13 protein-coding genes are annotated in these 13,316 nt (G+C 53.3%); 9 read left to right on the top strand and 4 right to left on the bottom strand.

Annotated features, from left to right (window positions below; genetic code table 11):
- The first annotated feature begins 1 nt into the window (after nt 1).
- Nucleotides 2–766 (top strand): hypothetical protein, encoded by a 765-nt coding sequence (locus DS901_RS17755; RefSeq protein WP_113778278.1) that lies wholly within the window; start codon nt 2–4, stop codon nt 764–766.
- Here DS901_RS17755 and DS901_RS17750 read toward each other — a convergent pair.
- Nucleotides 755–1,192, bottom strand: a complete 438-nt coding sequence (locus DS901_RS17750; RefSeq protein ID WP_113778277.1) for an NUDIX hydrolase — start codon at nt 1,190–1,192, stop codon at nt 755–757. The two genes, DS901_RS17755 and DS901_RS17750, sit on opposite strands and share 12 nt — an antisense overlap.
- Nucleotides 1,193–1,268: 76 nt before the next feature.
- On the opposite strand from DS901_RS17750, the gene hslO reads away from it, so the two are divergent.
- The 7 genes from hslO (at nt 1,269) to DS901_RS17715 (ending at nt 9,501) form a co-directional block, all read left to right on the top strand.
- A complete protein-coding gene (hslO, locus tag DS901_RS17745) occupies nt 1,269–2,261 on the top strand; it encodes an Hsp33 family molecular chaperone HslO (RefSeq protein WP_113778276.1) in 993 nt (330 codons plus the stop codon).
- Nucleotides 2,254–2,838, top strand: a complete 585-nt coding sequence (locus tag DS901_RS17740) for a CoA pyrophosphatase (RefSeq protein WP_113778275.1) — start codon at nt 2,254–2,256, stop codon at nt 2,836–2,838. The genes hslO and DS901_RS17740 overlap by 8 nt, the downstream gene beginning before the upstream one ends.
- Nucleotides 2,835–3,971, top strand: coding sequence for a CCA tRNA nucleotidyltransferase (locus DS901_RS17735; protein WP_113778274.1), 1,137 nt, complete (start codon nt 2,835–2,837; stop codon nt 3,969–3,971). The genes DS901_RS17740 and DS901_RS17735 overlap by 4 nt, the downstream gene beginning before the upstream one ends.
- Before the next feature lie 84 nt (nt 3,972–4,055).
- Complete coding sequence (locus DS901_RS17730; protein ID WP_113778273.1) at nt 4,056–5,897, top strand: ABC transporter ATP-binding protein; 1,842 nt, start codon at nt 4,056–4,058, stop codon at nt 5,895–5,897.
- Nucleotides 5,897–7,720 (top strand): ABC transporter ATP-binding protein, encoded by a 1,824-nt coding sequence (locus DS901_RS17725; RefSeq protein ID WP_113778272.1) that lies wholly within the window; start codon nt 5,897–5,899, stop codon nt 7,718–7,720. The genes DS901_RS17730 and DS901_RS17725 overlap by 1 nt, the downstream gene beginning before the upstream one ends.
- Nucleotides 7,721–8,923 (top strand): class I SAM-dependent RNA methyltransferase, encoded by a 1,203-nt coding sequence (locus DS901_RS17720; RefSeq protein WP_113778271.1) that lies wholly within the window; start codon nt 7,721–7,723, stop codon nt 8,921–8,923.
- Between the two features lie 89 nt (nt 8,924–9,012).
- Nucleotides 9,013–9,501 (top strand): L,D-transpeptidase family protein, encoded by a 489-nt coding sequence (locus DS901_RS17715; RefSeq protein WP_113778270.1) that lies wholly within the window; start codon nt 9,013–9,015, stop codon nt 9,499–9,501.
- On the opposite strand, the gene DS901_RS17710 is transcribed toward DS901_RS17715, so the two are convergent.
- Complete coding sequence (locus tag DS901_RS17710) at nt 9,498–10,016, bottom strand: CAP domain-containing protein (RefSeq protein ID WP_113778269.1); 519 nt, start codon at nt 10,014–10,016, stop codon at nt 9,498–9,500. The genes DS901_RS17715 and DS901_RS17710 overlap by 4 nt on opposite strands.
- 156 nt (nt 10,017–10,172) lie before the next feature.
- Between DS901_RS17710 and DS901_RS17705 the strand changes: the two genes are divergently transcribed.
- Complete coding sequence (locus DS901_RS17705) at nt 10,173–10,754, top strand: L,D-transpeptidase (protein WP_113778268.1); 582 nt, start codon at nt 10,173–10,175, stop codon at nt 10,752–10,754.
- Here the strand turns inward: DS901_RS17705 and DS901_RS17700 are convergent.
- Complete coding sequence (locus DS901_RS17700) at nt 10,751–12,010, bottom strand: serine/threonine-protein kinase (RefSeq protein WP_113778267.1); 1,260 nt, start codon at nt 12,008–12,010, stop codon at nt 10,751–10,753. The two genes, DS901_RS17705 and DS901_RS17700, sit on opposite strands and share 4 nt — an antisense overlap.
- A gap of 219 nt (nt 12,011–12,229) precedes the next feature.
- The gene (gene hemH / locus DS901_RS17695) at nt 12,230–13,294 is read right to left on the bottom strand and encodes a ferrochelatase (protein WP_113778409.1); all 1,065 of its coding nucleotides are present in this window, start codon (nt 13,292–13,294) and stop codon (nt 12,230–12,232) included.
- Nucleotides 13,295–13,316: the final 22 nt, after the last annotated feature.

Genomic DNA, 13,316 nt, shown 5'->3' with positions numbered 1-13,316 from the left:
CATGATTTTCAATAATTTTGGGCAGGCACTGCGCGTGTCTGTGGGGCCATACGCTTTACTCATCGCTGTCTCGGCCTTGATTTTTTGGTCGCTAGGCTTGATTTCCGTTCTGGGTGAAATCGCCGCAGGGCAGGTTGCACCAGAACAATTACAGAGTTTTGGTGGCTCAATTATCATAGGTGTGTTGGCAGTCGTTGTTCTTGCGGTTTTTGTTGCTGCTTGGGTCGCGGTATCATGGCACCGGTTTATTCTGCTTGAAGAATACAGCGGTATTTTACCTGCAATGTCAGGCCGCCCAATTTGGCCCTATGTCGGTAAGAGCATGTTGCTAGGCTTATTGATTGTCGTGTTGGGCATGGTTATCGGCTTGATTTTAGGGCTGGTTTTGATTCCGCTGTCAGCATTTGGCGAAGCCGCACTGGTTTTGGGTGGAGCGGTTATTAGCATGCTTATGGTCGCTATATTGTCACTTATGTGGTTCCGCATGGGTGTCGCCCTGCCTGCAACGGCCGTTGGCAAACCAATTAAATTGGGTGAGGCTTGGGAGGCGACATCGAAAGTCAACGGTACAATTATCGGCATTGTGTTGATCATCGCAGTTGTGTCGTTCATTGCGGGTGTAGCTACGCAAGGATTATACGAAATTCATCCCATTCTCGGAGTTGTCACAGATCTCTTCGTGCAATGGGTTAACTTGATGATCGGCGTTAGCATCTTGACCACGCTTTACGGCCACGTGATCGAAGGGCGTCCGCTAATCGACTAACCCTGCCACAAACGCTGCGTCGCCATCATTGGACAGTTCATGAACGGCGGCGCGCGGGTCCATCCAGACAGCGTGGTGTCCTTTTTCCAAAGGCGGGCCATGGGGGCGTACGGGCCGTGCGAGATATATATGGCAGATTTTCTCGGCGTTGAGGTCATATTCGGGCATATAGACAAACCGTCGGAACGCACCGAGCCGTAACGGCTTGGCGATCTGCCAGCCGGTTTCCTCGAATACCTCGCGGTGCAGCGCCTGAATAGGGCTTTCGCCGGGGTCTATGCCGCCACCGGGTAGTTGAAATTCGAAATGCGGATCGTCTTGGTAGGTCAGCAATAGCTGTCCGTCGCGTGGCAAAACTGCATAGGCGCCGGGCCGCAATTTATAGCTGTGACCCTGTTTTGGGCTATTTCCGTACCGTTTGATCATCACTTACCTCTTGGACCGTGGCTTGTCCTGACTATATAGGCGCGGTATGCCAATTCCTGACATGTAAGGAAACCCTATGAGCCACAGCGCTAAAATCGCTTGGGACGATACCGTCCTGCCATTTCAACTTGATGCTTCCGACATCCGTGGACGGGTGGCGCGGTTGGATGGCGTGCTAGAACAGGTTCTGGCACAGCATGATTATCCGCCGTTGATCGAAGGTCTGATTGCTGAAATGGCCCTGCTGACCGCAATGATTGGTCAATCGATGAAAACCCGCTGGAAGCTTTCGCTTCAGGTACGCGGTGATGGACCGATCCGTCATATCGCGACCGACTATTATAGCGCCGCAGAGGATGGTGAACCTGCAAGAATCCGCGCCTATGCATCATTTGATCGTGATACAATCGACCTGAACGCTGTTCCGGTAAGCCAGTTTGGCAAAGGTTATTTTGCCCTTATGATCGATCAGGGGCCGGATATGGCACCCTATCAAGGGGTTACACCCATTGCAGGCGGATCGCTGGCCAAAAGTGCTGAAGCGTATTTTGCACAGTCAGAACAGCTGCCAACGCGGTTTTCGCTGACATTTGGCCAGTCGCAGGTACCGGGCGAAGCCGCGCATTGGCGTGCTGGCGGTATTATGCTGCAACAAATGCCCAAGGCGTCCCCATCAGTAAGCGGCGAAGGCGGTTCAGGCGAGGGTGGTCTGCTTGATGCGACTGATCTGCTGTCAGAAGACGAATCCGAAAACTGGACCCGCGCAAATGCGCTGCTGGATACCGTCGAGGACATCGAGCTTATCGGCCCTTCTGTGACCCCGACGGATTTGCTTGTCCGCCTGTTCCACGAAGAACAGCCCCGCGTCTATGATGCGCAGCCTGTGAAATTCGGCTGCACCTGTTCCGAAGACCGTGTCCGCCAAAGCCTGTCAATCTATTCCGCCAAAGACATAGGTACGATGACAACAGACGAAGGCACGGTCACCGCCGATTGCCAATTCTGCGGCGCGCACTACGTTTTTGATCCCACCATGCTTGGTTTTGAAGCCAAGAAAACCGGTGCTTGATCTACACAGCCGGTTGACTGATGCGCTGTCCGCAACGGGCAGCGCATCGTCTGATTTTGATCTGAATAAATCGGTCAAGCCCGCTGGGTTAACCCAAACCCCAGCCGCCGTACTTGTGGCCATTCGCCCTGTGTTAGAGACTGTTGTTTTGACAAAACGCTCGGCGCGGCTCAAACATCATCCTGGACAGATCGCGTTTCCAGGTGGCAAGCAAGACTTAACTGATGCAACCCTTACTGATGCGGCGTTGCGTGAAGCACACGAGGAAATCGGGCTGCCCTACGGGATTGTGTATGTGTCGGGGGCATTGCCGACCCACCAAACAGTCACTGGTTACCAGATAACCCCAATTGTTGGCGTGTTGACCGCAGATTTTGATCCGATTCCTGAGGCGGGTGAAGTCAGTGAAGTGTTTGAAGTTCCCCTTGCGCATCTCGCCAATCCTGAAAACTACCGGATCGAAGGGCGGTATTGGCGCGGCCAACGCCGCGAATATTACGCGGTGCCTTACGGGCCCTATTACATCTGGGGCGCAACAGCGCGGATTTTGCGCGGTTTGGCGGATCGTCTGAAATGACCCGGATTAATGCGCCTTGGTTGACGGATGCGGCCGCCCAAAAGGTTTGCGGCATGTTGGTCGATGCAGGCTATCAAGCGTGGTTTGTCGGCGGTTGCGTGCGCAATGCGCTTTTGGGTGCGCCCGTCGCCGATTTAGATCTGTCTACAGATGCTCATCCCGATACCGTGATCGCGCTTGCAAAGGCGGCCGGTTGCGCAGTGGTTCCGACTGGTATCGCGCATGGAACAGTCACTGTTATTGCCCAAAACGTACATTTTGAGATCACGACCTTTCGCCGCGACGTCGCCACAGATGGGCGGCGGGCAACGGTCGCCTTTGCGGATAATATGGTAGATGACGCTCGGCGTCGCGATTTCACGATGAACGCGCTCTACGCGGGACCTGACGGTGTGGTTGTTGACCCCTTGGGAGGACTACCCGACCTAGAAGCGCGTCGCGTGCGGTTTATCGAAGATGCAGACCAGCGGATCAAAGAAGACTACTTACGTATCCTGCGTTATTTTCGGTTTCATGCGTGGTATGGCGACGTGGACGAAGGGCCTGATCCTGACGCACTGGCGGCTTGCGCCGCGAATGTCGAAGGGTTGCAGTCATTGTCGTCGGAACGGATCACAAGCGAATTGCTCAACCTATTGGCAGCCCCTGATCCTGCGCCGGCGGTGGGATCAATGGATGCAACGGGTGGGTTGGTACAGATATTGCCGGGCGCTAATGCGCCGATGCTCGCGGTACTCGTGCATGTCGAAGGGAAGGCAGGGTTGGCGCCTGATCCGCTCAGGCGGCTTGCGGTTCTCGGGGGAGACACTGCTGGACTGCGTTTGTCAAATGACGCGAAAAAGCGGCTGGATCAAATGCATAACGACTTTGATGCTGTCGCGCTTGGCTACTACTTTGGGGCGCAAGCAGCGCTTGATAATTTGGCCGTTCGGGCAGCAAGTCTAGGACAAGAAATAGACCCTAATTCAGCCCAATATGCAATTTTTGCGGCAAAGCAAACGTTTCCCCTGAAAGCCGCTGATTTGATGCCTGAACTGCACGGTCCTGCGTTAGGGGCGGCATTGCAATCTGCCAAGACGCGCTGGATCGCGTCAGGATTTACTTTGACCAAAGCCGAATTGATGGATGATTAGGGCGGGATGAGGCTTGGGTAATTCCGGCGGTTTTCCTTGCGGTGAAACCTTGCTATGTCCGAAGGGTATTCGAAAGGCAGGTCCATGTTTCGATTTTTCGAAGGTCTGATCGATCCTTACACACCCTACAAGGAAACGGATGTGCCGCCGACGCGGCTCTACCCATTTTTGCGGGCCTATGCGCAGCCATTTATGCCGGTGTTTTATCTAACGGCGGCTGTGTCCGTCGTCATCGCAGCGGTAGAAATTTGGCTTTTGGGGTACCTTGGGCGTCTGGTCGATATGTTGACTGGTACGCCGGAAGACGTTTGGCTCAAAAACGGAACTGAGCTTATTCTGGTTGCCATCTTTATCCTGACGTTGCGCCCAGCGGTGCATATTTTCCAAGTTCTCTTGCTCAATAACACGATCCTTCCAAATTTCGGCACATTGGTGCGTTGGCGCGCGCATCGCCATGTTTTGCGGCAATCTGTCGGTTGGTTCGAAGATGATTTCGCAGGGCGGATTGCAAATCGGATTATGCAAACGCCGCCCGCCGCTGGCGAGGTTGTGTTTCAACTTTTTGACGCGATAACCTTTGCGCTTGCCTATGTTATCGGCGCCGCATTTTTGTTGGGGCAAGCAGATTTGTGGCTGATGGTGCCGTTGGCGTTTTGGTTCATACCTTATGTGTTTTTGTTGCGCTGGGTGGTCCGGCGGATTGGCCCGGCGTCAGAGGCGTCATCAAACGCACGTAGCGCGATCACTGGTCGTGTGGTTGATAGCTATACAAATATTCATTCCGTCAAAATGTTCGCGCATCACGACCGCGAAGTCGCTTATGCCAAGGATGCGATCGAAGAAGCTAGGCGCACGTTTCAGGTCGAAATGCGCCTATATACGATCATGGATGTCGCGCTGATGACCTTAAATGGTCTGCTGATTGTTGGGGTCGTTGGCTGGTCACTTTACCTTTGGATGCAAGGCATTGCGTCGGTTGGGGTGGTTGCTGTGGCCACGTCACTCGCATTGCGATTGAACGCGATGTCGGGGTGGATCATGTGGGCTGTCAGCAACTTTTTTCGCGAATTGGGAGTTGTGGCCGAAGGTATGAAAACCATCGCGCAACCGATCACCCTGTTAGATGATGCTGACGCGCCGGCGCTGCAATCAGGGGCGGGTGAAGTTAAAGTAGCCGAACTGTCACATCACTATGGCAAGCAAAGCGGTGGTTTAGACAAGATCAACCTGACCATTGCACCTGGTGAAAAGGTTGGGCTTGTCGGCCAGTCAGGGGCGGGGAAATCGACCTTAGTGAAGCTTTTGCTGCGGTTTTACGATGCTGAATCGGGCCAAATCGCGATAGATGGCCAAGATATTTCATCTGTTCATCAAGAAAGCCTGCGCCGTGTCATCGGGATGGTTCAACAAGATTCGTCGCTATTGCACCGCTCTGTGCGCGAAAACATCCTGTATGGAAATTCAGGGGCAAGCGAAGATCAGATGATCGCTGCCGCCCGCAAAGCCGAGGCACATGATTTTATCCTTGGGCTCGCGGATGCCGAAGGCAACACGGGGTATGACGCCCGGGTTGGCGAACGGGGGGTCAAGTTATCGGGCGGGCAACGGCAGCGGATCGCGCTTGCGCGCGTGATCCTAAAGGATGCCCCGATCTTGTTGCTGGATGAGGCGACCAGCGCCCTTGATAGCGAGGTAGAAGCCGCAATTTTGCAAACACTTTATGGCATGATGGAGGGAAAAACGGTGATTGCCATCGCCCATCGCCTGTCCACCATTGCGCAGATGGACCGCATCATTGTTATGGATCACGGTCGGATCATTGAAGACGGCACGCACGAGGCATTGCTGGCCGCGGGCGGTCAATACGCGCGTTTCTGGGCCCGTCAATCTGGCGGGTTCTTAGGTGAAAAAGAGCAGGACAAATAATGAAGCCAGAAAACTGGATCGATCCCTTTGCACCTGCCAAAGGACCACCGCCACAAACCCTTTTGGCGTTCTTGCACTGGTGTACGCGGGGCAGCTTAAAAATTGTAACTTTGGCAGGAATAGTCTCTGCTTTGGCGGGCACGGTTGAGGTCGCAACTGCAGTGATGTTGGGCTGGATCATTGATGCGGCGCTGGGCGGTGCGGCCGAGACTTATTTCTCGCAAAACGCGCTGTTACTACTTGGTGTCACCGCATTCTTTATCGTTGCGCGGCCTATATTGTTGGGGATGTCGGGCGTGTTGCAAAACGTGGTGGTAGCACCTTCGTTAGGTAACTTGATTTTGTCACGTCTCCATCGTCATACGATTGGACAGGCGGTGACATTCTTTGACGAAGATTTTGCAGGCCGGATCGCGCAAAAACAAATGCAAGCGGCGCGCGCCGCAACGGATCTTGCTGTTGATATGATCCACACTGTTGCGTTTGCACTCGCGTCTCTTGTTGGATCTGTGCTGTTATTGATGACAATTGATGTTCGTTCAGCGGCGGTACTGACGGTTTGGGTTGCCGTATATTTTGGAATGATCCGGTATTTTATGCCACGCATACGCAAGCGCGCCAAGGCACGCGCCGCAATGCGTGCGACAGTGACCGGACAAGTTGTTGATACGATTACTAACATCAAGACCGTAAAACTATTTGCACATGATGAATTTGAAGATCGCGCAGCCCTCGAATCAATGGAAAATTACCGGACGCGTGCCATTCATTATGGCTGGCTATCTGCGACTTTTCGATTTTGCCTGATGGGCTTGGCCGGGTTTTTGCCAGTGCTTTTGGTTGGGATCACGCTGTATTTTTGGTCTGTTGGTGCTGCGTCTGCTGGGGATATTGCTGTTGCAGGCGCGATTTCGCTGCGCCTTTCACAGATGACGGGGTGGGTCAGTTTCACGCTGATGGGGATGTACGCCAATGTTGGCGAGCTCGAAGACGCGATGAACACGTTAAGCCCCAAACACACGTTGACCGATGCGCCAGAAGCAAAGGAACTTCGCGCGGATCAGGGTGCTATTACTCTGAATGACGTTAGTTTTCGCTATGGCGGCGGGCCCGGTGGGATTGATGGTGTGACGCTTGCGGTTAAACCGGGCGAAAAACTGGGGCTTGTTGGTGCCTCTGGTGCCGGGAAATCAACCTTGGTTGCGCTTTTGTTGCGGCTATATGATGCCGAAGATGGGTCCGTGATGATTGACGGGCAGGATATTCGCGATGTGACCCAAGCAAGCCTGCGTAGCCAAATCGCGATGGTCACGCAGGAAACAGCGATGTTCAACCGATCCGCCGTCGATAACATCCGTTACGGGAATCCGGATGCATCGCAAGACGAAATTGAAGCGGCCGCCGCGCAGGCAGAGGCGCATGAGTTCATCAAAAAACTCGTCGATCACAATGGACGCACCGGATACGACGCACATCTAGGCGAACGCGGCGTCAAGCTATCAGGTGGTCAACGACAGCGGATCGCAATTGCACGCGCCATCCTAAAAGATGCCCCGATTTTGGTTCTGGACGAAGCGACAAGTGCGCTCGATTCCGAGGTAGAAGCATCGATTCAAGGCGCGTTAGAGTCTATTATGGACAATAAGACTGTTATTGCAATTGCGCATCGGTTGTCCACATTGGCGCAGATGGATCGGATCATCGTGCTTGACGCGGGGCGTATAGTTGAACAAGGAACACACGATGAATTGCTGACCAAGGATGGGCTTTACGCCCGCTATTGGCATCGGCAATCAGGTGGTTTCATAGATGCGGCGGAATAAATGTTAACAATCGAAAGCCTGACCCACCTTGGTATGGGGCGCGCATCTGATGGGCGGTCCTTGCTTCCGCGTGTTTTACCGGGGGAAGAGGTCGACGTCGCACAAGATGGTTCTGCGAGGATCGTGACCCCTTCGGCGGACCGGGTCGCGGCGCCGTGTCGGCATTACAAATCATGTGGCGGTTGCGCGATGCAACATGCGACTGATGCGTTTGTTGCTGATTGGAAACTAGGGATTGTCAAAAAGGCAGTGCATGCGCACGGGCTTGCGCCCGAATTTCATCCTGTGAAAACTTCGCCAGCTAATTCGCGACGCCGTGCTAAGTTTTCTGGTCGGCGCACCAAGAAGGGCGCGATGGTCGGGTTTCATGGTCGGGCCTCGCATACGTTGTTCGCTGTGCCTGATTGCCAATTGGTCACACCTGCGTTGTTGGATATCTTACCTGCGCTGGAAGAATTGACCGTGCTGGCCTGTTCACGCAAAGGCGAAATTGACCTAACCGTGACCGACGCGCCACTTGGCCCGGATGTTTTGGTGACGACCGACAAAGAATTAACGCCGCAACTCCGTGTCGAAATGGCAGGATTCGCAAACCGTCACGGGCTTTCGCGGCTGGTATGGAACGACGAACCCGTTGTGACCATTAACGCGCCGGCCCAAGATTTCGGCGGCACTAAGGTCACACCACCCCCCGGTGCGTTTTTGCAGGCGACCAAACATGGGGAAATGGCGCTGTTGCAAGCGGTTGAGCAGATCACAGGTAAAGCGCAGCGCGTTGTTGACCTATTCGCTGGTTGCGGCACCTTCACACTACCGCTCGCGAAGCGCGCAGAGGTTCACGCTGTCGAAGGAGAGGCAGAGATGCTTTCGGCGCTTGATCGTGGCTGGCGCGCTGGGCATGAGCTGCGCAAAGTCACCACTGAAACGCGCGATTTGTTCCGTCGCCCGCTCGAATCTGATGAATTGCGTCACTTTGATACGGCGGTGATTGACCCGCCGCGCGCCGGGGCTGATGCACAAATCGCGACGCTGGCAAAGTCAGAGATTAAGACAATTGCGATGGTGTCCTGTAACCCTATCACATTCGCGCGGGATGCAAATACGCTGGTGGGTGCTGGGTTTGAGATGCCGTGGGTGCAGACCGTGGATCAATTCCGATGGTCCCCGCATGTCGAAATGGTTGCAGCCTTCACGCGAAAATGAAGACCAGTTTGAAAAAATCCTACCTTTTGCCACAATTCACCGCTAAATAGGCAAAAAACGGCGTAGACCGGGACAAGTAGGCAGTAGATATGATTTCAAGACGATCAGTGATGGTTGGCGCAGCGGTAGGCGTGGCCGGATGCAGCGCGGCACCGCGCGCATATGCGGGACCAGAAGTAACACGTATCCAAATTTTCAAAAGTGAACGGCGGATGCAGTTGCTGCATAATAACACATTGCTACGCGAATACGGGTTTGAATTGGGCTTTACCCCCGAAGGCCATAAGGTTCATGAAGGTGACGGGCGCACGCCAGAAGGCTCGTATAGGATTGATCGGCGCAACCCGAACAGCCGTTATCATTTGTCACTTGGGCTTTCTTACCCCGATGCGAATGATGTTGCATATGCGCGCAGCCAGGGGCTTAATCCAGGTGGCGACATTTTCATTCACGGAACACCAGATGAATGGGTTGGGCAGACGGATTGGACCTGGGGCTGTGTTGCCATTTCAAACGATGAAATGGATGAGGTCTATGCGATGGTGCAGACCGGTACCTTGGTGACGATTTACGCTTAGGCGGCGGATGCTGTGCCGAAATTCATGGACCACCACAGTTTTCCGGTGGATTCTTGATACCATGAAATCCCCATCGCACGCGCGTTGGGGTCCAAAATCACGGCGCGGGTATCGGACTGGGCCATCCAAGCAGCCAATGTCTGTAATTCTGATTCATAGGACTCAGAAATGTTTTCACCCAGCAAACGGCCTTGGAATCCCGCACGACGGGCGCGGTCAAGCGGGCTTGATCCGTCGGACCCAAACAACCACGGGCGGTTTTGAACTGACATATCACGGGCATGTGTTGCGGCGGCCGCATTGAGCTGCGCATTGAGCTCAACCGGTGCCACCTCTGCGCGGGCGCGCAACGCGTTCACACTATCAAGCATCCGAAATTGAACGGCAGCGGCGTCTGATTCGGTGATTCGATATACCGAGGCAACGGGCAATCCATCTGCGCCCAATGGGCGTTGCGGTTCACAAGCAGCAAGCGCGCTTGCTGCCAGACCAAGAAGTAATTCGCGTCGGTACATCAGTCACCCAATTCGGTTATATTTTTCATCTTTATCGACATCAGTGCGACACTTCAAACCCACTTTGCCCTGTTGACGTTTGTTTGAATTGCGGTGGCCACTTAGACACAATAGATTGTGCACACAAGAAAAGTTTCGACCGGATCGGAGACCGCAATGAAAAACCAACTGTCACGCCGTGGATTTTTGGCGACAAGTGCTGCCATGATTGGCACGGGCGCTGTGGCGCAAACTGCCAACTCGACGGAAATCGAAGGCGATCTCTCGGGGCAAGTACAGCGGAATATCTCTAGCTTTCGGTCGCTGGATTGGCAGCCATATTTCAGTAACCTGAATAAGGGGGCGATCTTGGTGGACTTGCAATCACGTGCGCTGCACTACTGGTCAGAAGATCAGTCGATCTACAAGTTGTTCCCGACCAGCGTTCCGTTGACTGAAGATTTGACACGCACCGGTCGTACCGAGATCACCCGCAAGGTCGAAGGTCCAAGCTGGGCGCCAACCCCATCAATGCGTATTCGGAATCCAGAATGGCCCGCATTTATTGGCCCGGGCCCCGATAACCCACTGGGCACGCATGCGCTTCACCTGTCTTGGCAGTATTACCGTATTCACGGCACGCATGACACGCGCAAGATCGGTCGCCGTTCGTCAAATGGGTGTATTGGGCTGTATAATGAACAGATTGCTGAATTGTTTGGCTACGCTAACGTAGGCACGCAAGTGCTGCTGATTTAAGAGCTAAACCGGCGCATAAACCACATGCCAATGCGTGACCTTCGCTGGGCTGGTTGTAGCCCCGGTGGCGTATAGGTTGGTGCGGCTTGCGCAGGTGACTGCGCGCGCGTTTTTCCACTGTTGACGATTTTTGACGATTCTTCGTTAAACTCAAGAACCCAATTGGGGATTTGTTTGACGGGCGTTTCGATTTTGCGTTCACGTGGTCGTTGTTCAAGGGTCTGCGATTTGCGTACATATTCATTGGTTTCGGAAACAAGCCGAGTCAAAGACTGCCCAAGGTTATCTGGTTGCGACAGAATCAGGGGTGTGATGCGTTCGCTTTGTTCACCATCAATTAAATCGGACCATTCTCGGGCGGACTGCAAACGATCTTTAGGCAGGATGTTCATCGCCTTGTCGATTGCCGCAAGGAAGGCCGGATCATATTCATCGAACCGACCCGCTAACGGCACACAAGGGTCTGGATTTTGACCCGCAAATTCTGCCATGCGCGTCTGGCTGTTTGGTGGGGCTTTCCCGGAAATAAGATGGTAAAATGAAGCCCCAAGCGCGTAAAGATCACTGCTTGGGCTTTGTTTGCCGCCAGCAAAGTAGAATTCTTGCGGTGAATACCCATCTTTGACAACCAAAACGGCAGAAAGTTCGCGAGTTTCCCGGCTTGCTTCTTCACGGGCGGCGCCAAAATCGATCAGAACCGGGCTGCCCCATTTATCAAGCAAGATATTGTCAGGCGAAATATCGCGGTGCAGCAGGTCCTGGCGGTGAACGGTATCAACAGCGTCCAGCAGCTTGATCATGATTTCCTGAACTTGCTGTGGCTTCAGCTTTTGGTCACCCTTTTTGATGATATCAAGAAGGTCGCGCCCTTCGATAAGGTCAAGCACCATATAGGCTGTGTCGTTATCTTCAAAAATGCGATGCACGCCGACAATATTCGGGTGCCGCATCTTTGCAATTGTCCGTGCCTCACGCATGAACATCGTGACGATAGACCGGTATTTTTCATAATGCTGATCAGAGCGCACATAGACGCTTTTACCGTCGCGTCGGCAGAATACCTCAGGATAACATTCTTTGACCACGACATTGCGACCAAGGTAGTTGTCCTGTGCGAGATAAGTAATACCAAACCCGCCATTGCCAAGGCGCCGCTTAATGGTGAACTGATCACCAAGTAATGCTGTCCCATTTGGGAGCGCTTCGCCCTTTGTGGGCGAATTGGTCAGGTTTTTAGAAGGCGCTGCCGTCGTCATGATTCACCAATAACCTGCGCCGAAACAATGGCGCGTTCCAAAAAAAATACAGCCCAATAGTTACGCGATAAATGTGGTGGCAATGGGGCCAACAAGCAAAAAATCGCCGACGAAAGGCATAGATGGACGACAGTATCCATAAAATAGGATCACTGTATCCACTTTTGCTGAAATTTCGCGGAAGTTCAAGTGTATTTTGCAAATTGAATAAAGCCGATTCTACGACTGCCAGCCCTGCAGGTTGCGCACAATGATGTTCGATAGCGCATCTATATGTGCCGGGTCGTCGTTTAGGCAGGGCACATAGGTGAAGTCTTCGCCGCCGGCGTCTTCAAAACTTTCTTTGATTTCCTCATTGATTTCTTCAAGTGTCTCAATGCAATCCGCTGAAAATGCGGGCGCGCAGACGGCGATGTTTTTTACCCCATCTTCGCGCGCCAGCCGCGCGACTTCATCGACGGTATAGGGTTTTAGCCATTCTTCGGGGCCGAATTTGGACTGGAAAGTTGTGACAATTTCACTGTCGTTCCAGCCTAGCCGTTCTTTTAGCAACCGCGTCGTTTTCTGACATTGGCAATGATAGGGGTCGCCTTCTTGCAGGTAACGTTCAGGCACGCCGTGATATGAACAGATCAGCTTTTCGGGCTTATTATCAGCCGACGCATAAGCCCGTTCAATCGATTGCGCGAGCGCGTCAATATATGCGAAGTCTTCGAAGTAGGGTTCGACGACGCGGGCGATTGGCTGTTGTTTTTGATCAATTAAAGCTCGGAAAAATTGGTCGTTGGCTGTGGCCGAGGTTGGCCCGGCGTAATGCGGGTACAGTGGAAAAAACAAGATTTTGGTGCAGCCAGCGGCAACCATTTCGGCGACCTTGGATTTGGTTGACGGATTGCCATAGCGCATACAAAAATCCACCATCACGTTGTCGCCGTAAGCGTCGTGCATCTTGGCTTTGATCGCTGCGGTTTGCTGTTTGGTGATTGTCAGCAGCGGGCTTTCGTTGGCCTCGTTATTCCAAATCGACTTGTAAGCTGCCCCTGATTTTGACGGGCGTGTTGTTAAAATAATCAGCTGCAGGATCGGTTGCCATTTCCACCAAGGGTAATCGACAACGCGTTTGTCAGATAGAAATTCGCTAAGATACCGCCGCATTGGCCAATAATCCGTGGAATCAGGCGTGCCAAGATTTGCCAGCAAAACGCCGATCTTAGCAGGTTTGATTGCAGGGTGGTCCTTGGGCGCGTGCGCAGGACAAGTTGCTGGCTGGGATGTGTCGGACATTGGCATCGCCTTTGGCTGGGAT

The organism is Loktanella sp. D2R18, from assembly GCF_003318235.1.
Classification (GTDB): Bacteria; Pseudomonadota; Alphaproteobacteria; order Rhodobacterales; family Rhodobacteraceae; genus Yoonia.
The sequence above is the reverse complement of the archived record's forward strand: the minus strand, read 5'-3'. Positions and strand labels throughout refer to the sequence as shown.

What these genes read in the sequence shown, in the direction of transcription:
- DS901_RS17755 (WP_113778278.1), top strand. Translation starts at nt 2, where the DNA reads ATGATTTTCAATAATTTTGGGCAGGCACTGCGCGTGTCTGTGGGGCCA.
- DS901_RS17750 (WP_113778277.1), bottom strand. Translation starts at nt 1,192, where the DNA reads ATGATCAAACGGTACGGAAATAGCCCAAAACAGGGTCACAGCTATAAA.
- hslO (WP_113778276.1), top strand. Translation starts at nt 1,269, where the DNA reads ATGAGCCACAGCGCTAAAATCGCTTGGGACGATACCGTCCTGCCATTT.
- DS901_RS17735 (WP_113778274.1), top strand. Translation starts at nt 2,835, where the DNA reads ATGACCCGGATTAATGCGCCTTGGTTGACGGATGCGGCCGCCCAAAAG.
- DS901_RS17730 (WP_113778273.1), top strand. Translation starts at nt 4,056, where the DNA reads ATGTTTCGATTTTTCGAAGGTCTGATCGATCCTTACACACCCTACAAG.
- DS901_RS17725 (WP_113778272.1), top strand. Translation starts at nt 5,897, where the DNA reads ATGAAGCCAGAAAACTGGATCGATCCCTTTGCACCTGCCAAAGGACCA.
- DS901_RS17720 (WP_113778271.1), top strand. Translation starts at nt 7,721, where the DNA reads ATGTTAACAATCGAAAGCCTGACCCACCTTGGTATGGGGCGCGCATCT.
- DS901_RS17715 (WP_113778270.1), top strand. Translation starts at nt 9,013, where the DNA reads ATGATTTCAAGACGATCAGTGATGGTTGGCGCAGCGGTAGGCGTGGCC.
- DS901_RS17710 (WP_113778269.1), bottom strand. Translation starts at nt 10,016, where the DNA reads ATGTACCGACGCGAATTACTTCTTGGTCTGGCAGCAAGCGCGCTTGCT.
- DS901_RS17705 (WP_113778268.1), top strand. Translation starts at nt 10,173, where the DNA reads ATGAAAAACCAACTGTCACGCCGTGGATTTTTGGCGACAAGTGCTGCC.
- DS901_RS17700 (WP_113778267.1), bottom strand. Translation starts at nt 12,010, where the DNA reads ATGACGACGGCAGCGCCTTCTAAAAACCTGACCAATTCGCCCACAAAG.
- hemH (WP_113778409.1), bottom strand. Translation starts at nt 13,294, where the DNA reads ATGTCCGACACATCCCAGCCAGCAACTTGTCCTGCGCACGCGCCCAAG.